Source organism: Pseudomonas sp. B6002 (assembly GCF_013385985.1).
Classification (GTDB): domain Bacteria; phylum Pseudomonadota; class Gammaproteobacteria; order Pseudomonadales; family Pseudomonadaceae; genus Aquipseudomonas.
In genome coordinates this window covers 407,808-425,492 of the sequence record NZ_JACAOY010000012.1, presented here as the reverse complement: position 1 = coordinate 425,492, position 17,685 = coordinate 407,808, and the positions used below count along the sequence as shown (strand labels likewise).

The following is a 17,685-nucleotide window of genomic DNA, read 5'->3' as shown; positions in this document are numbered from 1 at the left end:
AATGCTGCTCGCCACGTTGATCCATCGCGCCAGTTTGCCTTGCCCGCAAGTGGGCCCTGATCAGGCAGCCCTGCTGCTGCTGCAGCATTACGACCTCGCTGGCACGTTGCAGTCCCTGGGTAGCCAGCAGGACCTCAATTACAAGATCGACAGCACCCGTGGTCGATTTGTTCTGAAAATCTGCCGGGGCGACTATGCCGCCGTGGAGCTTGAGGCCCAGCACGCGGCCCTTGAATACTTGCAGGGCCAATTGCGTGTCCCAAAGGTGATTGCGGCTAAGACAGGTGAAGCGTTACTGACCGAGAGCATTGCCGGCCAAACCGTTCACTTGCGGCTGCTCGACTATATCGACGGCGAGCCATTGACCCACCTCCCGCACCTGGGCCGCGATGTGATCGCAGGCTTTGGCGAACTGTGCGGACGGATGAGCCTGGCGTTGGCCGATTTCTCGCACCCCGGCCTGGAGCGCACCCTGCAATGGGACCCACGCCACGCTCAGGAACTGATCACCCACCTGCTGGCGAACCTGGAAAACCTGCCCCATCGTGCTGCGCTGGAACAGGTGGCCGAACACGTGGACGCCGCCATCCGGCCGTTGGCGCCGCGCCTGCCCTGGCAAGCGGTGCACATGGATATCACCGACGACAATGTGGTGTGGCAGCGCGACGCCCAGCGGCGTTGGCAGGTCCAGGGCGTGATTGATTTCGGCGACCTGGTGCACACCTGGCGTATTGCTGACCTGTCGGTGACCTGCGCCGCTCTGCTGCACCACGCCGAGGGCGATCCGTTTGCCATTTTGCCGGCGATCCAGGCCTGTCACGCCGTCACGCCGTTGCAGCGCGAAGAGCTGCAAGCGCTGTGGCCGTTGATTGTCGCCCGCGCGGCGGTGCTGGTGTTGAGCAGCGAGCAACAGCAACGGCTGGACCCGAACAACACTTATCTCTTGAAAAACGCCGAGCACGAGTGGGAAATCTTCCACGTTGCGACGTCGGTGCCGTTTGAACTGATGGAGGCGGCAATCCTGCGTTGCGTTGGCGAGACGTTGCCAACGATAGCCAACCAGGATTTCGCACCGTTGCTGCCAGGCCTGGTCGGGCGTGAGTTTGCGTTGATCGACCTGGGCGTGCTCAGCCCGCATTTCGAGGCGGGTAATTGGGAGCAACCGGGCATCGACCGGCATTTGTTGGATGAAGCCGCGAGGGTGCACGGCCTGGCTGCTAGCCGTTACGGGCAATACCGCTTGTCGCGCACTTGCCCGGACAGTGCCGTTGAACCGCAGACATTGCCTTTGCACGTGGAACTGCACCTTCCCCACGGCACCGTGTTGGAAGCCCCGTTCGCCGGGACGCTTCACTTGGGGGCTGACGGTTTGCTGTGCTTGCACGGCGCCCAGGCGAGCCTGCGCCTGTGGGGAGGAAAAACCACGCTGGCTCAAGGCTCGACATTGGTGAAGGGGCAGGTACTGGGTGAGGTCCAGGCTCCGCTGATCGTCCAGTTGTGCCTTGGCGACCTTGAGCCGCCCTTGTTCTGTACACCGTCCCGGGCCGCGGCCTGGCAGGCTCTGTGCCCCTCGCCGGCCGAGCTGCTGGGGTTGGCCTGTGATGCCGAGCCCGAACTCGACCCCGAGGCCCTGTTGGCACGTCGTGACGCCAGCTTCGCCCGTTCGCAGAAACATTATTACGTCGACCCGCCGCGTATCGAGCGCGGTTGGCGCAATCACTTGATCGACATGCAGGGCCGGTCCTATCTGGACATGCTCAACAACGTGGCGGTGCTGGGGCATGGCCATCCGCGCATGGCGGCAGTGGCGGCGCGGCAATGGTCGCTGCTCAATACCAACTCGCGTTTTCACTATGCGGCGATTGCCGAGTTTTCCGAACGCCTGCTGGCGCTGGCGCCGGACGGCATGGACCGGGTGTTCCTGGTCAACAGCGGCACCGAGGCCAACGACCTGGCGATCCGCCTGGCCTGGGCCTACAGCGGCGGTCGCGACATGCTCAGCGTGCTGGAGGCGTATCACGGCTGGTCGGTGGCGGCGGATGCGGTGTCCACCTCGATTGCCGACAACCCCCAGGCCCTGAGCAGCCGGCCGGACTGGGTTCACCCGGTGACGGCGCCGAATACCTATCGCGGCGAATTCCGTGGGCAGGACAGTGCACCGGATTACGTGCGTAGCGTGGAACACAACCTGGCGAAAATTGCCGAGAGCAAACGCCAATTGGCCGGTTTCATCTGCGAACCGGTGTATGGCAATGCCGGTGGCATCTCCTTGCCACCCGGTTACTTGCAGCAGGTGTACGGGTTGGTGCGTGCTCAGGGCGGTGTGTGCATTGCCGATGAGGTACAAGTGGGTTACGGCCGCATGGGGCACTTTTTCTGGGGCTTCGAGGAGCAGGGTGTGGTGCCCGATATCATCACCATGGCCAAAGGCATGGGCAACGGCCAGCCGTTGGGTGCGGTTATTACTCGTCGCGAAATCGCCGAGGCGCTGGAGGCCGAAGGGTATTTCTTCTCGTCGTCAGGCGGTAGTCCAGTCAGTTGCCGGATTGGCATGGCGGTGCTGGATGTCATGGAAGAAGAAAAGCTGTGGGAAAACGCCCAAGTGGTCGGTGGGCATTTCAAGGCGCGCCTGGAAGCACTGATCGACCGTCACCCCTTGGTGGGGGCGGTTCACGGTTCCGGCTTCTACTTGGGCCTGGAGCTCGTGCGTAATCGACAAACCCTGGAACCAGCGACTGAAGAAACCGCGCTGCTGTGCGATCGCCTGCGCGAGCTGGGGATCTTCATGCAGCCGACGGGCGACTACCTGAACATCCTCAAGATCAAGCCGCCGATGGTCACGACCAAACGCAGTGTGGATTTCTTTGTCGACATGCTGTCGAAGGTGCTGGATGAGCAGTTGTAGTTAGTCGATTGTTATCGGCTAATGAGTGTCATAATTCGTCGTTACTATACTTTGTCGCTTCTAAAGCCGATTTATATCCGTTATAAAGTCGGCATTTACCCCATTCGGAGTCTTGATCGCCATGACCACCCTGCACAGCACGCCCCGCGCCGATGGCTTTCATATGCCTGCCGAGTGGGCACCACAGACCCAAACCTGGATGATCTGGCCGGAGCGCCCGGACAACTGGCGCCTGGGCGGCAAGCCGGCGCAAGCGGCTCATGTGGCGGTGGCCAAGGCCATTGCGCGTTTTGAGCCGGTGACCGTGGCGGTTTCTGCCGGCCAGTACGAAAACGCCCGCGCACGCCTGGATGTGCCCAATATCCGCGTGGTGGAAATGTCCAATGATGACGCCTGGGTGCGCGATACCGGCCCGACGTTCGTCATCAACAACAATGGCGAAGTGCGTGGCGTGAACTGGGATTTCAACGCCTGGGGCGGTTTTGAGGGTGGCTTGTATGCACCGTGGAACCGTGACTCCCAGGTAGGCGGCAAGATTCTCGAGATCGAGCGCGCACCGCGTTACCGTACCGAAGGCTTTGTGCTGGAAGGTGGTTCGATCCACGTCGACGGCGAAGGTACGGTGATCACCACCGAAGAGTGCCTGTTGAACCATAACCGCAACCCGCATCTGAACCGTGGGGAAATCGAGGCGGTGCTCAGCGCCAACCTGGCGGTGGATAAGGTCATCTGGCTGCCGGATGGCCTGTTCAATGACGAAACCGACGGCCATGTGGATAACTTCTGCTGCTACGTGCGCCCCGGCGAAGTGCTGTTGGCCTGGACCGATGACCCGCAAGACCCGAACTACGCGCGCTGCCACGCCGCCATGGACGTGCTGCAAAGCAGCACTGACGCCAAGGGCCGCTCGTTCACAGTGCACAAGATGCCGATTCCGGGGCCGCTGTACGCCACCGAAGAGGAATGCGCGGGCGTGGACCCGGTGGACGGCAGCCAGGAGCGCAACCCGACCGTGCGTCTGGCCGGTTCCTACGTCAACTTCCTGATCGTCAACGGCGGCATCATCGCCCCGAGCTTCGACGACCCGCTGGACAGCCAGGCCAAGGAAATCCTGCAGAACCTGTTCCCGCAGCACGAGGTGGTGATGGTGCCGGGCCGTGAACTGTTACTGGGTGGCGGCAATATCCATTGCCTGACCCAACAACAGCCAGCCCCGCACAAAAACTGAGTGCAGTTGTAACAACGGCTGACCGGCGATCGGGTGCTACTCGGTTTCAGCGCCCACAGCAAGCCCGCGGCCTAGCAAGGTCGCGGGCTTTTTTGTGTCCGAATGCCCATAAACACGGGACATTGGCATAGCTCTTGTATCGGTGTTGCGACAGTGACCCAAGGTGATGACTGCGCAGTTCTGTCACAAACCTTGAGTAAGTTAGCCGCTCACGCAGTAGGAGAGAGCGCTGAAATGAATGCCGATATCAACCTGATGTACACGCGCACGTTCCACCCCCTGCGGGTCAACGGTGACGCAATCCACGCGCTGGCGCTCTGGTTGAAGGCAAATGGCTCGCGGCAGATCAGGCAACAGCCTGACCTGCGCAGTGTGATGAGTGAACGTTACCCGGCGGGGTTGTTCAGCGAAGATGAAGTGCACGCCTTGTGCGAATTGATGGCGCCCTTGTAGGAGCCGGCTTGCCGGCGATGTTGGCAGTCAAATCACTGCAAGGCTTCAGGCCGCCATCGCCGGCAAGCCGGCTCCTACAGGGGAGTGGTGTGCGTTAGAAGCTGTAGGTGCCTGTCACGACGAGGCTGCGCGGTTCACCCGGTTGGATCTGCGCCACGCTGGTCGCCGAGGCGTAGTAGTTTTTGTCGGCGATGTTGTTCAGCGCCGCGCGCACATCCCATTCCTTCTGGCGCAAGCCGACCAACGCATCCCATCGGCCATAACCCGGCAACACCACGGTGTTGAGGTTGTCGGCATAACGATCGCCCACCAGGGTCAGGCCGGTTTCGGCGTACCAGCCCATTTCCGGTTTCCAGGTGAGGAACAGGCTGCCATTGCGCTTGGCCACATCGCTGACGCGCTTGCCTTCAAAGCCGTTGTTGTCCTTCTCGACCTTGGCATCTTGCAGGCCGATGCCGCCGCGCACATACCAGTTGCCGACGATCTTGCCGGTGGCCGTCAGCTCCACGCCGCGTGAGCGCTGCAGGCCGGTGAGCAGGGTGATGGTGCGGTTCAGCGGGTCGGCGGTGCGTCGGTTGTAGAGTTCCAATTCGTACACGGCCAGGGTGGTACTCAGGCGATCGTCGAGCCAGTCGCTCTTGACCCCGATTTCCTTTTGTTTGGTCAGCTCGGGGCTCAGGTCGTTGACGCTGCCCGCCGCGTTTGGAGTGATACCGATCAAGCCGCCGCCTGCTGGCGAGAAGGTCTTGCTCCACGAGGCATAGAACGAGTGATGCTCCACCGGCGTCCACACCACGCCGACGCGCGGGCTGGTGCTGTGGCTTGCGACGGCTTGCTGGGTGTTGAGCACCTTGTTGGTGGTGTCCACTTCGAAGTGGTCGTAACGCAAGCCGCCCAACAATTGCCACTGGTCATTGAGGCGCAGTTGGTCCTGCACATACAGCGCGCGGCTTTCGACTTCGGTGTGGTTGTTGCTGGAGACGCTCATGCGTCCGGTATGGCGCAGGTTGCGGTTGGGGTTGTTGAGGTCCAGGCTGGGCACGGCCTGCCGACCGGGGCCGCTGGTAGCGGCGGTATACAGTTTCGGGTCACGGCGCTGGCTGCCCAGCTCAAGGCCGGTGAGCAGGCGATGCTCCAGGCCGTAAGTGTCGAAGCCGCCTTCCAGTTCAAGGTTGTTGAACACGTTGCGGGTGTTCAGGTCCTGCTGCCAGTGTTGGCGGGTAACCTGGTTGGTCGCGGCGGAGTAGCCGGTCTGGTAGGTGTTATCGAAATCGCTGTTGAGCTTGAACACGCCCAGGGTGTGGCGCAGTTGCCAGTTGTTATTCAACTCGTAGGCAAGCTTGGAGCGCAGCGACTGGGATTTGTCGTCGATGTAGTCGTGGTTATCGAAGTAGGTGGTGCTACGGCTCACATCCGCCGGCCGGCCGTTGACCCCGGGGATGCCTCGGTCGGGCGTGCGGTTGTAGCGGCTGTATTCGTATTGCACCAGCCAGTTCAGGTCGGGCGTGAGCTGCCAACTCATGGACGGCGCGAACAACTGGCGGTTGCCACTGACGCCATCGCGGAAGCTGTTGTTGTCCTGGTTGCCCATGTTCAGGCGCAGGCTGATGTTTTCGGTGGGGTCGGTGCTGAGGTCGGCGTACAGGCTGCGCAAATCATCGCTGCCGCCCTGGGCTTCGATGCTCGATTTGTGCCCGGCTTGGGGCAGCTTGCTCACACGGTTGACGATCCCTCCCTGGCCGCCTCGCCCGTAAAGCACTGCCGCTGGCCCCTTGAGCACTTCGATGCGCTCGATGTTGTGCAGGTCGCGCACGTATTGGCTGTCGTCTCGAATGCCGTCGAGGTAGAAGTCATTGCTGGCGTCAAAACCGCGGATGCGCAGGCTATCGAAACGTGTGTCGGCACCGCTGCTCACGTTGGGGATGCCGCTCAGTGCCTGGCCCAGGTCATTGGTGCCGTAGGAACGCAGGCTTTCGGTTTTCACCGAGTCGATCGCCTGGGGGACATAACGCACCGAGGTGGCGGTGCGGGTGGCGGTGTTGGTTTCCCTGACGCGTGGGTCGTCTTCGTCAGCTTCTGCGCTGACTGAGGTTTCAGGCAAAACCGTGGCCGCACAGGCAAAACCGGCAGACAGCAAAACAGAAAGCCCAAGGGTGATGGGCGTCAGGCGATAGGCAGGCATGAAGGCATGTATCCAGAAAGTTTGGGAGGGAAAAATGCGCGCGAATGGTAATGCTTTGCATTTGCGCGTGTTATCCATTACCAAAGATGTCGTCTGGAAATGTGTTACCGCATGTGTTTTTTGGGGGTATTTGGAAGGATTACGGACTTTTCGCGACCTGCCGTAGGACGTTGCTTAGAATTATTTCGCCTAAATACAGACGATTCACGAAATTGACACATAGTTCAACGCGCGCATAGGATTGCGCCCAACGCCTGTGGCTAACCGCCATGACTCATCCAATAAAAAAAGGCCCGCGGCAGTTCAGTCGTCCGCGGGCCTTCTTTTTTCTGGAAAAAGTCGACACCAGAAAAGCAACACGGAGCCTGGTGTCACAGCGCGTACTCAACCAGTAATAAGGAATACAAGAAAATGTTGAAGCAACGGATGGGTCTGATCGCTCTGGGGATTTTGAGCGCCACTCAGGCAATGGCCAACGACCAGGAGCAATCCAAGGGTTTTGTTGAAGACAGCCACCTGAACATCGCAGCACGCAATGCCTACATCAGCCGTGACTACAAAAACGGCAAGCAAGACAAAGCCGAATGGGGCCAGGGTTTCATCGGCAAGTTCGAGTCCGGCTTCACCCAAGGCACCGTCGGTGTGGGTGTGGACGCCATCGGCCAATACGCTATCCGTCTGGACGGTGGTAAAGGTCGCAGCGGCGCGGGCGGCATCAACTTCTTCAAGCAGGGCGACAGCGGCGAAGCAGCCCGTGACCTGTCCAAAGGCGGCGCTGCCGTGAAGTTCCGCGTATCCAACACTGTGCTCAAGTACGGTGATCAGTTCCCGGCCGTGCCGGTTCTGGAATACGACAACTCCCGCCTGCTGTCCGAAACCTACACAGGTACTTCGATCGTTTCCAAAGAGATCGCCGGTCTGCAACTGGACGCGGGTCACTTCACCAAGGAAGCCCAGAAAGCGGCTGAAGGCACCGACAGCGGCCGCCTGAAAAGCATCGACTACATCGGTGGTAGCTACAAATTCACCGAAAGCCTGTCGGCTGCCCTGTACGCTTCCGACATGGAAGACGTGCTGAAGAAGCAATACGTCAACGTCAACTACGTGCTGGCCCTGCCAGAGAAGCAATCGCTGACCTTTGACTTCAACGGCTACAAAACCAAGCTGGACAAGAGCTTCGCCCAGCTGACCCAAGGTGACGCTGACGCCCGCGACAACAAGATCTGGAGCCTGGGCGCTACCTGGGCTGTCGGCCCGCACAGCTTCACCGTGGCCCACCAGCGCAGCACCGGTGACACCGGTTACCTGTACGGCGGCTACCGCAACAACACCAAGGACAGCGGCATCGGCGACGGTGGCAACACCATCCTGCTGGCCAACTCCTACTGGTCTGACTTCAACGGCAAGGACGAGCGCTCCTGGCAAGCCGGCTACGGCCTGGACTTCAGCGCCTTCGGCGTGCCTGGCCTGACCTACAACATCGCCTACGTGCGCGGCACCAACATTGACGACGGTTCCAACCGCGGCAGTGGCACCGAGCGTGAAATCTTCAACCAGTTCAAATACGTCGTTCAGAGCGGCCCGGCCAAAGACCTGAGCCTGCGTGCTCGTGCCTCGTGGTTGCGCGTCTCCAACAACGCCAGCAACTACAACGTAGGTGGTAACGAACTGCGTCTGTTCGCTGACTACCCGATCAACGTGTTCTGATTGATCGCATGTAGCGCCTGATTCAAGGCGATAAAAAACCCCGACTGGTTCGGGGTTTTTTTATGCCTGGCTTTTGCACAGGAAAACAGCCAGGCGAGGGCGCGAAAAAAGCGGGAATGTGTGTGCGAAGCAAGCAGCGCCCAAGCGCTGCCCGCCCTTCACTTCAGTTTTGCGGACGCTGTTTGGTGGCGTCCAGCTCGGCCTTTTTGGCCGTGCTGATTTCGGTGATCTTTGCCGACTTCTCGATCGCCATGTTGAACGTGGCTTCCATCTTGGCAATCGCCGAATCGGCATTGTTGGTGCTGCCGGTCCCGCTGGTGGCCGGTGGCTTGCTGCCGCCGCCGCAGGAAGGAGGAACGCACGACATTGGAGCTCCTTGCATCGTCAGGATGCGCGTTGAAGGTTTGAGGGGAACACCAGGCGATGCTACTTAGCCAGTATCGCGGGCGGGTGTGAAATCTTGTGGAAGTGGCGTGAACACTTGTTACACCGCATCACTAATGAAGTACTCCGCGCCACCTTTATCCCTCAATGGCGCACGCCTAAATTGGCCCCACTGCCGGCCCATCATCCCGATGCCCGGCCACTGGAGCCTCTGCCATGCCCTTTGTCAGCCTGCGCATTACCCGTGATGGCGTCACCCCGGAGCAAAAAGCCCAGGTCATCGCCGAATTCACCGAAACCCTCGAACGCGTCCTGCACAAACGCCCGGACCTGACCCACATCGTCATCGAAGAAGTCGACACCGATAACTGGGGCTACGCCGGCATCACCACCACCGAATACCGCAAATCCCAAGCCTCTTCTGGAGAAGCATCATGAGCAAAGTCGTCATCATTACCGGCGCCTCCCAAGGCATTGGCGCCGCTGTGGTCCAGGCCTACCGCGCCCTCGATTACCGCGTGGTTGCCACCTCGCGTTCGATCCAGCCGTCCACCGACCCGAACGTTCTTACCGTGGTCGGCGACATCGCCGACCCAGCCACTGCCCAGCGCGTGGTCCGCGAAGCCCTGGCCACCTTCGGGCGTATCGACAGCCTGATCAACAACGCCGGCATCTTCATCGCCAAGCCTTTCACCGCCTACACGCCTGAGGACTACGCCAACGTCCTCGCGGTGAACCTCAACGGCTTCTTCTATATCACCCAGCTCGCCATCGCCGAGATGGAAAAGAACCGCGCCGGCCACGTGGTCAACGTCACCACCAGCCTCGCCGATCACGCCATCGACGGCGTGCCCTCGGTGCTCGCCAACCTCACCAAAGGCGGGTTGAATTCGGCAACCAAATCACTGGCGATTGAATACGCCAAGCGCGGCATCCGCGTGAACGCCGTAAGCCCGGGCATCATCAAGACGCCCATGCATGGCGAGGAAACCCACGCCGCGCTGGGGCAACTGCACCCGGTGGGGCATATGGGGGAAGTCAGTGATATTGCCCAGGCGATCATCTACCTGGAGACCGCCGCGTTCGTCACCGGCGAGATTCTCCACGTGGACGGCGGGCAAAGCGCCGGTCACTGATCCACAAGCCCGGCCTAACCCGGCCGGGCGTTGTCCTCCCGTGGCGAGCGGCCAAAGAAGGCCTTGTAGGCCCGACTGAAAGCCGCCTCCGACTCATAGCCCACCGCGAAACCGACCTCGCCGATCCGACTGTCGTGCTGCGACAATAGGGTCTTCGCCAGGGTCAGCCGCCACTCATTCTGATAGCGCAACGGCGAACGCCCGATCAATGAACTGAAGCGCTCACAGAAATTGGAGCGCGACATGCCCGCCAGTTCAGCCAACGCATCAATGCGCCACTGCTGCCCCGGTGTCTCATGAATGGCCCTCAGCGCCCGGGCGATACGCGCATCCGACAGCCCACCCAGCCATCCCGACGCGGCACCCTGATGCACCCAGGTGCGCAAGATGCGGATCACCACCAGGTCGATCAGGCGCGAAATCATCAACGCACCGCCCGGTTGCGTGTCGTGGGCCTCAAGCAACATGAAATGCAAAATCCCTTCCGACCACGGCGCGGCGTCGGCGTGACGAAGAAGGATCAGCCGGGGCAGGGCGAACAGCATCGCCTGGAAACTGCTCGCGTCGAACCAGAACCGACAGATCACCACCGTCGCCGGCCCGTCGATCGCCGTGATCGTGATGCCCGTGGGGTCATGGGGCAGCAGGATGATGTCGCCCTGCTCAAGCATTGTGGTGGGCTGACCGGCGCCCTCCAGAAGCAACCGACCTTGCTGAAGCACGCCGATGTGCGCGCTCTTCTCATCCAGCTCAAGGCACTGCGCTTCCACCAGTGCCGCGGAATACACCCGATCGCCCGTCAGACGAATCTGCGCCAGCACTTGGGACAGCAAATCCCCTTTGGCCAGCCCCTCCAACTGCATTTCCGGATGAATGATCAAGTTTTCGAGGGGATTCGTCATGTTGGTCCGACCACGTCTTCACTAAGCTGAGCCCAAGATCATAGCGCGCTGGCTCGAGCAAAACGCAACCGCCAAACGTCAGCCGTTTATGCCTATCGTCCAATCACACGAGAACCCACCATGTTCGGAATCTCCGCCCTCGGCTGGCTGCACACCCTCGGCAGCCTGCCGGCCATTCCACTGGCCGCCTACATGTTCATCCGCCACGGCCGCATCGTCCCCCGCTCGACGCCGGGCGTGCTCTACCTGGCATCGATGCTGATCGGTGGTTTCACGGTGTTTTTGGTCGCGAAGCAACCGGTCAGCAACGTGATTGGCGTCATCACGATTGCACTGCTGCTGGCGGGGTATGGCGTGGGATATGTCAGCTGGCTGGGTAGGGCGCGGGCGTATCTGGAAACGATCTTCCTGAGCCTGACCGCGTTTTTCCTGATGGTACCGACCGTTTCGGAGACGTTGCGCAGAGTGCCGGATGGGCATCCGTTTGTGACGGATCTGCAGTCGCCGGTGTTGATTGGGGCGCAGGGGGGGATTGCGTTGGCGCTGGTGGTGGGGGTGGCTGCGCAGATGGTTTACCTACGCAGGCAAGGCGGGCGGTTTGCCTGACAGCAAAAAGCGCCCCAGCCTTCACAGGCTGGGGCGCTTTTTTGTGGGAGCCGGGCTTGCCCGCGATGGTGGCGGCTCAGTCACTGCATCAACAGCCTATTGCATGGTGATGTCGGGCGACTCCAATACCTTCACCGCATCATCAATCACAGCCTTGCTCATCTCCTGCAGATAATGCGAAGCCCAGATGTGGCGATCGCTATTTTGCGAGCCACTTGGCGAAATGAAGCAAATCGGAAACGTGGTGTAAGGTTTCAGGCAGACCCCCCCGTTGGCGCGGAATAAAGATTGGTGGGGGCGTCAGATGCAGGTGCAGTGCTCATAGATCAAACCCCCATATCTGACGAGATCTAAATGTACTAATTCAGGCGAGTGGGAGTTCATCTGTGCTCGGGTCGAGAAAACGGAGACACAGGTACCTCGCAGACCTTGAGGCCTTCTACGCAAACCCTCCGTTACACAAAACCAAAGGCATAGAAAAACGCCAAACGAGATCGGTGGTGCTGTAGTGCCTGAATCATGTCGTGTCCTCAGGCAGTGAAATGCGCTGGTTAGACGAATTAGCGAAACGACCTAGCTGAGGGAGAGGCTTCTATCTGTCTAATTAGGTAAGGATCCGGGAAAACTACGTCTGTAGCTTCCGGCTGTTGACAGAGGGGAAAGGTTTGATAGGTAGAGCCGAAATCTCGCAAATTGAGCACTTCATTTTTAAGAAAATCAGCAAAATCAGAGCTTTATGAAAAAAATATCGATGTGCAGGCTTGTCAAGGAGGGTCGTGGCGATAGGCGGGCTAGGTTTTCAGATAAGTCGCAACGTATCATTGCAGGTGACGCTTCCGTCAGATGCTCCAGATGCCAAACGTGTCAAAAAATCTAACGATGATCTATGATTCCGCCTGGGTTATCGAAGAAAGACGACGTTTTTTTGGAGTTATAAGTCGTCGACATACGGAAGGCTGATGGGTGGGTAGATATATCGTTATTTTGAAAGAAAGCGTGTTAGGCCGGAATTGTGGCAAGCTAATTTTAACTAATTATCTCAAATGGAATTGAAAATGCCAGTTGCTCAGAGCACCGTACCTGTTGCATCAAACGACAGCAATCAGACATCTAGCACTTTACTGGGATCTTTAGTTTCTAGAGAGTTGATCTTCGCTGTAGTGGGGCCTGCCGGTTCCGGGACGAGCTGGATCGCGACGGCGCTGAAAGAGTGTCTGAGTAACGCTATTCCAAGTTCGGAAGTTGTGGTTTTGAAAGCCAGTAACGCAATTGCCAGTTGGGCGGAATCTAAAAATTTCACTATCGATAATGCATCGCAGTTGTCTCGGGCTAAATCCCTCCAAGATGCAGGGGACGCTATTAGGTCAAAAGATGCGGCTGGAGTTGCTGTTAGTCTGATTTCAGAAATTGTTGGTATTAGAAAGGCACCTTCAAGCGATAGTTCTAGTGGTACTGAGAAACCATTTAGAGTTTATATTTTAGATTCGCTAAAAAATCCAGCAGAAGTATCTCTGTTGCGTAGTGTTTATCAGGAAGCATTTTGTCTCGTTGGGGTAGTTTGCGAGAACCAAAAAAGACGTTCTCGGCTTAGAGATGGGAAGTGTAACTCTTCATCAGGTGAGGAGATCGATAAATTCATCGAGCGCGATCAGGATTCAGGATCTAATAGCGGGCAGAAAGTAAGCGATACATTCCATCTTGCAGATTATTTTATCGATAACACTCAAGATAGGTTTTTAGATGAATTACATAGAAATGAGAACCCCGCGTGGGACGTTAATGATCAACTTGGACGGCTCATAGATATACTTACTTTTAGGAAGGTTGTGCGCCCGTCTGCCAGCGAAACTGGAATGTTTCATGCGTATGGAGCTAAAATGACCAGTGCCTGTTTGTCGAGACAAGTAGGGGCAGCGTTGATGGACAAGGCTGGGAACTTGCTTGCGACAGGGAAAAATGAAGTTCCCGCTGCTGGAGGGGGAGTCTATGGTGGCGGTTTCCAAGTAGATCCACGAAATGATCACCGTTGCGCCTACTCTAATGAATACTGCAGCAGTAATAAGCATCAAGATGAGATTATCGGAGAGCTTATTGGTGCTGTGCCGGAGTTGCAAAATGCGGATCCTACAACTCTGAAGGGTATTTTAAAAAAGACAGGAATTGGTCGACTTTTGGAGTTTAGCCGGGCTGTGCATGCTGAAATGGACGCCTTGCTAGCTGCTGCACGACAAAGCCTATCTCCAGTAGGTAGCAGGCTGTTTGTTACAACTTTCCCCTGTCATTATTGTGCTCGGCATATAGTTTCAGCAGGTGTTGATGAAGTGCAGTATATTGAACCTTATCCTAAGAGTTTGGCGTTTGATTTGCATGGCGATGCTATTGAGAAGTCTAAGTCGCTCTGGGTATCGCCTAGTGATGCGATAGTTACGCATAACGAACTAATAGTGAAAGCGTCTGATCATCAGGCTACACCGAAAGTTTTGTTTAGAGCGTTTACGGGTGTTGCACCGCGACTATATCGCCAAGCTTTTATGAAAGATAGAAAACTAAAAAATGATCTAGGGAAATTGACATTTGGGCAGCCGGAATGGTTTCCTGGTTTGCTGAGTGAGAATTATCAAGTTCTCGAGAAAAAGCTTGTTGAAAATATGATGGAGGGATGAAATGAGAAAGAGTTTTGATTCCTCTTCTAACTTGTACGGCATCAAGTCGGGGGTATGCTACTCCAGTTATGAGCCTATGAATATGAATACTCATAGTAAAGGGTTTGTAGGAAATACTTTGGTTTTCATGAAGGAAAGCGAAGTGGTTAAGAAAAATTCGTTCCTGCAGTTTTCTAGCGCCTATGACCCAGGGTGTATTTTGGATTTGCGAGTGGCTCCTCGTCTTGACGTATTTTATGGGTCTCGTCAACTAAGCTTTAGTTTTTTTCAAAAGTTAGACATTGAGTATTTTGATTTTTTTGGGCGTATGGGAATTGGCTCTAGAGAGGAGGTTTCCGAAATTCAATTCAGCTTTGTTGAGGCTTGCATATATCTATTGTCTTCGGAACGTTATAGCTCTAGGCCGATTGTATTGTTTTTTGATAATGATCAGGTTTTGTTGGAGTGCTCCACATATCTCCGCGATTCATTTTATTTGAAGCTGCTTCCGACAGATATACTAAATATGGCAGAATTTAGGTCGGGTTTATTGAGAATTAATACTATTTCAAGTTAGTTTCTTGTCGTCTGTGAGGTAGGCACGTATAGGGATTTATGAGGGTTTTATATCTAAAAGTGTTGATTGTTCTGCAGCGTTAAAGTCTGAGGGGCTGCGGATGGGGTAGGTAAGTTTATAGGCGGATGGTAGGATGTTTTCATGTTTAAATTGAATTGCTAAGAGCTAAATAGTTATTCCAGATTTTGCCTTTAGTTGGAGTGATTTATAAAATGCAGTAGGCGAGTGCATATCCTCTACTGTGTTGATAAGTATAAAATTTCATGGGGGCGGATAATTGTTTCGCTAGTTTTTTAAGCGGAAGATGAGCTTCGATGGGTTGCCATCAGTTGCCCCGTTTGTTGGCGATGTAGGTATGACTTGTTACTCCCCTTCACTCCAAATGCACGAAGCACACCACTGACGTTTAAATCCTCGTGGGTTTGCAGGTGCACCTCCGCGGGTTTTGAAGATGTGACCCTCTTGTAATCCTAGTAATCATACCTTTGGCGACGGTAATACCTTGGCGATTGTTGGTAAACACACCACCGAAAGCCCAGATATATCAACGGTAGGCTTGGTTGAGTGCTTGGGCTTACTGATTGCAAGGAGGGTGCTCGAGAGATATCAATCAATGACTTACGGTATTCCTTGTTATGTCAAAACGCGCCGAGGCCCCCGTGGATAGGGGCTCCGTGAAATACAAGGGCATAGGGTATAGGAATATAAATCTGACAAAACTGACAGGCTTTTAGGGGGTAACCCTAGTTTTTTTATCTTGCATAAGGCATTCCTTATGAAGTGCTCACACAAATGGCTTTTAACTTTCGCGCTACGCCATCGCAGTACTTTTACAGGGCTCACCCCGTCAAGCGCCCCGCTTCTTTCTGCCGACGTAAATACCTGCTCGCCATTAATCCCGCGATCACGGTAAATACAATCGCGACCGTGGATGGCCAGGCTTCTGGGTACGGCATGGCCGTAAAGAGATCGTTAGGTAAGCTGATCCTGATCAATTTCACACTTCCAGCAGCACATGCTGCTGCGATACAGAAAGCGAGCCCGCGTGGGATCGCGAATTGCTTATCGCGGAATGCAATTGGCCCGAAGAGGAAATATAGGAATAGGAGTCCGTACGACGTCACCACGCCGATTAGAGATGACAAATAGCTGCTGCCGTTTCTGACTGTGGTGTCTTCAAACCCCACTTCATTTATACCCACGATACGAGCCCTTACCTCGAACTCTGGACGTGGCCCGGAGGTGATTACGGCGATGGTTACGGCATCTTTGGGGTTTGATAGATACGGAGATATGGCCGCTTTATCCCCGATCGTTGCGACCTGGGCGGGAATGTTTTTTGGAGTTGTACTCGTGATCTCGGCGCTAATCAATTTGGCGCTATTTGCCATTTGAATTTGCAAGGTACTGTCAAAATCTGTACTCGTAACTGGCTTCGATCCGGTGTTAACCAGCTCAAGGGTTGAGATGTATGGCGATTCGACATTCTGACCGTTCAGCGAGATCTGAAGATTTTGAATGTTTAAGGCAGGCTGCAAAGGCGACGAGGCCAAAAGACGGACGGTGAGTGAGCGGGAGGACAGGTCTATCTGGGGAACGATTAACGCTGCAATGGCGATCACAGTGGTAGCGATGAATTTCCAGTCCCAAGTCTTCCAGACCATAAACACTTCCTTTTGAAGTAAGCCGTCATGCTTTGCAAAAAGCTGAAATGCTCGCCTTGTTACTTCTGTTTTACGTATTACAGGCAAACAAAAGGCCTGCATCGCTGCAAGCCTTTGTTTTTAAATGGTGCCGGCACCAGGAGTCGAACCCGGGACCTACTGATTACAAGTCAGTTGCTCTACCAACTGAGCTATACCGGCGTGTTAGGGCGACGATTATAGCGATTGGCAAGCTTCTGTAAACCCCTGAATTCTGACTATTTTTACAAAACCCAAGCTTTTCTCCCTCGCGCCCCTTTTTCCTACAGGCAAGGTTAGGATGTACACCGCGCCTCAGAGCGTTCAGCAGCGCCGCGCAACCCCTCCAAATCAAAGGAAGCCTCACGTGAAACGGACTTTGTGCCTGTCCCTCCTTCTTCTAACCGCCGCCCTCAGCGCGTGCTCCTCTAATAAGCCTGCCAACGACCCCGCCCTGGTGGGCACATGGAAAGGCCTGCGCACGCAAACCGACAAATGCCAGTTCCTGTCATGGACCAACAACCTGCGGCCCGACGGGCGTTTCACCATTACCTTCTTCCGCGATGCGCAGCAGACGCAGGTGATCCAGACCGAGCAGGGCAGTTGGTCGGCGGCCAATGGCAAGAATGAGTTGCGCACCGACGGTGTGCGCACGCCGGATCTGTACACCTATAAGCTGGTGGACCCGGACACGGTGCATTACGTGAGTGTGTCGGCGAGCCCGAGTGGGGACTGCCAGGAAGACTATGCGTTTACCGAACACCGCATTCGCGGCTGACTCACCTTCGCGCTAAAACCGGGCACCGCTGTGCCCGGTTGGCGCGCTTCTCAGTTTCCATCCCCGCAGTTATCCGCAAATTTCTTGTAGGCCAGTACCTGGGTCTGGCCTTTCGAGTCCAGGTAGGTCATGCGTGCATCCACCACACCGCAACCTGTGCCCACGGTTTCGGTGGTGGACAGTACGCGCTGTATATCGGGCTTTGGCTTCATGTCGGCGTGTGCGTTTACGGCAAAAGCCAGCAGGCTGACGGCGATCAAGGTGTTCCAGTTCATGGTGGGTATCCTCCGGGTTCAATAAGGGTGTGGGCTTATTAAAGGTGTGGGAGGTATCTGGCCTGTGTCAGGCGGCGCGGGTTTTGCTTCGTTGTGTATAGGGGCCAGGCCTTCATACACAGAGATACACGGGCCGTGGCTTTGCCGGTGATTTTGAGTCGACCGCTCAGCCGGTTTTCCCTTGAATCCGGGTGAGGTTTCCGTATTCTGTTGCGCGATATAAATCGT

General features: G+C 56.3%; 15 protein-coding genes, 1 tRNA gene and 1 pseudogene. 10 read left to right on the top strand and 7 right to left on the bottom strand.

Annotated elements, in window-relative coordinates:
* The first annotated feature begins 1 nt into the window (after position 1).
* The 3 genes from HX792_RS17995 (at position 2) to HX792_RS17985 (ending at position 4,586) form a co-directional block, all read left to right on the top strand.
* A complete protein-coding gene (locus tag HX792_RS17995; RefSeq protein WP_176997331.1) occupies positions 2–2,905 on the top strand; it encodes an aminotransferase in 2,904 nt (967 codons plus the stop codon).
* Between the two features lie 121 nt (positions 2,906–3,026).
* Positions 3,027–4,133 carry an agmatine deiminase gene (gene aguA / locus HX792_RS17990; RefSeq protein ID WP_176997330.1) on the top strand — a complete coding sequence of 369 codons (1,107 nt, stop codon included), beginning with the start codon at positions 3,027–3,029 and terminating at the stop codon, positions 4,131–4,133.
* A gap of 234 nt (positions 4,134–4,367) precedes the next feature.
* Positions 4,368–4,586 (top strand): hypothetical protein, encoded by a 219-nt coding sequence (locus HX792_RS17985; protein WP_176997329.1) that lies wholly within the window; start codon positions 4,368–4,370, stop codon positions 4,584–4,586.
* 94 nt (positions 4,587–4,680) lie between these two features.
* Here the strand turns inward: HX792_RS17985 and HX792_RS17980 are convergent, their stop codons facing one another.
* Entirely contained in the window at positions 4,681–6,768 is a 2,088-nt protein-coding gene (locus HX792_RS17980) for a TonB-dependent siderophore receptor (protein WP_176997328.1), read from the bottom strand.
* A 411-nt stretch (positions 6,769–7,179) separates the two neighbouring features.
* On the opposite strand from HX792_RS17980, the gene HX792_RS17975 reads away from it, so the two are divergent.
* Positions 7,180–8,475 carry an OprD family porin gene (locus HX792_RS17975; protein WP_176997327.1) on the top strand — a complete coding sequence of 432 codons (1,296 nt, stop codon included), beginning with the start codon at positions 7,180–7,182 and terminating at the stop codon, positions 8,473–8,475.
* Between the two features lie 163 nt (positions 8,476–8,638).
* On the opposite strand, the gene HX792_RS17970 is transcribed toward HX792_RS17975, so the two are convergent.
* Positions 8,639–8,842, bottom strand: coding sequence for a hypothetical protein (locus tag HX792_RS17970; protein WP_176997040.1), 204 nt, complete (start codon positions 8,840–8,842; stop codon positions 8,639–8,641).
* Positions 8,843–9,075: 233 nt separating this feature from the next.
* On the opposite strand from HX792_RS17970, the gene HX792_RS17965 reads away from it, so the two are divergent.
* Positions 9,076–9,297: a 4-oxalocrotonate tautomerase family protein gene (locus tag HX792_RS17965; protein WP_176997326.1), complete on the top strand. Its 222-nt coding sequence runs from the start codon at positions 9,076–9,078 to the stop codon at positions 9,295–9,297.
* A complete protein-coding gene (locus tag HX792_RS17960; protein WP_176997325.1) occupies positions 9,294–9,995 on the top strand; it encodes an SDR family NAD(P)-dependent oxidoreductase in 702 nt (233 codons plus the stop codon). The genes HX792_RS17965 and HX792_RS17960 overlap by 4 nt, the downstream gene beginning before the upstream one ends.
* Positions 9,996–10,009: 14 nt before the next feature.
* On the opposite strand, the gene HX792_RS17955 is transcribed toward HX792_RS17960, so the two are convergent.
* A complete protein-coding gene (locus HX792_RS17955) occupies positions 10,010–10,897 on the bottom strand; it encodes an AraC family transcriptional regulator (protein WP_176997324.1) in 888 nt (295 codons plus the stop codon).
* Between the two features lie 120 nt (positions 10,898–11,017).
* Here HX792_RS17955 and HX792_RS17950 point away from each other — a divergent pair, with 120 nt between their 5' ends.
* On the top strand, positions 11,018–11,503 hold the full coding sequence (locus tag HX792_RS17950) for a hypothetical protein (protein ID WP_176997323.1): 486 nt from the start codon (positions 11,018–11,020) through the stop codon (positions 11,501–11,503).
* Between the two features lie 96 nt (positions 11,504–11,599).
* Here HX792_RS17950 and HX792_RS17945 read toward each other — a convergent pair.
* Positions 11,600–11,795: pseudogene (locus HX792_RS17945) on the bottom strand (DUF3077 domain-containing protein); the annotation flags it as partial.
* A 763-nt stretch (positions 11,796–12,558) separates the two neighbouring features.
* On the opposite strand from HX792_RS17945, the gene HX792_RS17940 reads away from it, so the two are divergent.
* Together HX792_RS17940 and HX792_RS17935 are read left to right on the top strand one after the other, a co-directional pair.
* Positions 12,559–14,166, top strand: coding sequence for an anti-phage dCTP deaminase (locus tag HX792_RS17940; protein WP_176997322.1), 1,608 nt, complete (start codon positions 12,559–12,561; stop codon positions 14,164–14,166).
* A gap of 1 nt (position 14,167) precedes the next feature.
* The gene (locus HX792_RS17935; RefSeq protein WP_176997321.1) at positions 14,168–14,722 is read left to right on the top strand and encodes a hypothetical protein; all 555 of its coding nucleotides are present in this window, start codon (positions 14,168–14,170) and stop codon (positions 14,720–14,722) included.
* A gap of 839 nt (positions 14,723–15,561) precedes the next feature.
* On the opposite strand, the gene HX792_RS17930 is transcribed toward HX792_RS17935, so the two are convergent.
* Together HX792_RS17930 and HX792_RS17925 are read right to left on the bottom strand one after the other, a co-directional pair.
* Positions 15,562–16,386, bottom strand: coding sequence for a hypothetical protein (locus tag HX792_RS17930; RefSeq protein ID WP_176997320.1), 825 nt, complete (start codon positions 16,384–16,386; stop codon positions 15,562–15,564).
* Positions 16,387–16,511: 125 nt separating this feature from the next.
* Positions 16,512–16,587 (bottom strand) — tRNA-Thr (locus HX792_RS17925).
* Positions 16,588–16,771: 184 nt separating this feature from the next.
* Here HX792_RS17925 and HX792_RS17920 point away from each other — a divergent pair.
* Complete coding sequence (locus HX792_RS17920; protein WP_176997319.1) at positions 16,772–17,182, top strand: hypothetical protein; 411 nt, start codon at positions 16,772–16,774, stop codon at positions 17,180–17,182.
* 50 nt (positions 17,183–17,232) lie between these two features.
* Here the strand turns inward: HX792_RS17920 and HX792_RS17915 are convergent, their stop codons facing one another.
* On the bottom strand, positions 17,233–17,457 hold the full coding sequence (locus HX792_RS17915; RefSeq protein WP_176997318.1) for a DUF2790 domain-containing protein: 225 nt from the start codon (positions 17,455–17,457) through the stop codon (positions 17,233–17,235).
* Positions 17,458–17,685: the final 228 nt, after the last annotated feature.

What these genes read in the sequence shown, in the direction of transcription:
- HX792_RS17995 (WP_176997331.1), top strand. Translation starts at nt 2, where the DNA reads ATGCTGCTCGCCACGTTGATCCATCGCGCCAGTTTGCCTTGCCCGCAA.
- HX792_RS17970 (WP_176997040.1), bottom strand. Translation starts at nt 8,842, where the DNA reads ATGTCGTGCGTTCCTCCTTCCTGCGGCGGCGGCAGCAAGCCACCGGCC.
- HX792_RS17955 (WP_176997324.1), bottom strand. Translation starts at nt 10,897, where the DNA reads ATGACGAATCCCCTCGAAAACTTGATCATTCATCCGGAAATGCAGTTG.
- HX792_RS17965 (WP_176997326.1), top strand. Translation starts at nt 9,076, where the DNA reads ATGCCCTTTGTCAGCCTGCGCATTACCCGTGATGGCGTCACCCCGGAG.
- HX792_RS17980 (WP_176997328.1), bottom strand. Translation starts at nt 6,768, where the DNA reads ATGCCTGCCTATCGCCTGACGCCCATCACCCTTGGGCTTTCTGTTTTG.
- aguA (WP_176997330.1), top strand. Translation starts at nt 3,027, where the DNA reads ATGACCACCCTGCACAGCACGCCCCGCGCCGATGGCTTTCATATGCCT.
- HX792_RS17935 (WP_176997321.1), top strand. Translation starts at nt 14,168, where the DNA reads ATGAGAAAGAGTTTTGATTCCTCTTCTAACTTGTACGGCATCAAGTCG.
- HX792_RS17915 (WP_176997318.1), bottom strand. Translation starts at nt 17,457, where the DNA reads ATGAACTGGAACACCTTGATCGCCGTCAGCCTGCTGGCTTTTGCCGTA.
- HX792_RS17985 (WP_176997329.1), top strand. Translation starts at nt 4,368, where the DNA reads ATGAATGCCGATATCAACCTGATGTACACGCGCACGTTCCACCCCCTG.
- HX792_RS17950 (WP_176997323.1), top strand. Translation starts at nt 11,018, where the DNA reads ATGTTCGGAATCTCCGCCCTCGGCTGGCTGCACACCCTCGGCAGCCTG.
- HX792_RS17960 (WP_176997325.1), top strand. Translation starts at nt 9,294, where the DNA reads ATGAGCAAAGTCGTCATCATTACCGGCGCCTCCCAAGGCATTGGCGCC.
- HX792_RS17975 (WP_176997327.1), top strand. Translation starts at nt 7,180, where the DNA reads ATGTTGAAGCAACGGATGGGTCTGATCGCTCTGGGGATTTTGAGCGCC.
- HX792_RS17940 (WP_176997322.1), top strand. Translation starts at nt 12,559, where the DNA reads ATGCCAGTTGCTCAGAGCACCGTACCTGTTGCATCAAACGACAGCAAT.
- HX792_RS17930 (WP_176997320.1), bottom strand. Translation starts at nt 16,386, where the DNA reads ATGGTCTGGAAGACTTGGGACTGGAAATTCATCGCTACCACTGTGATC.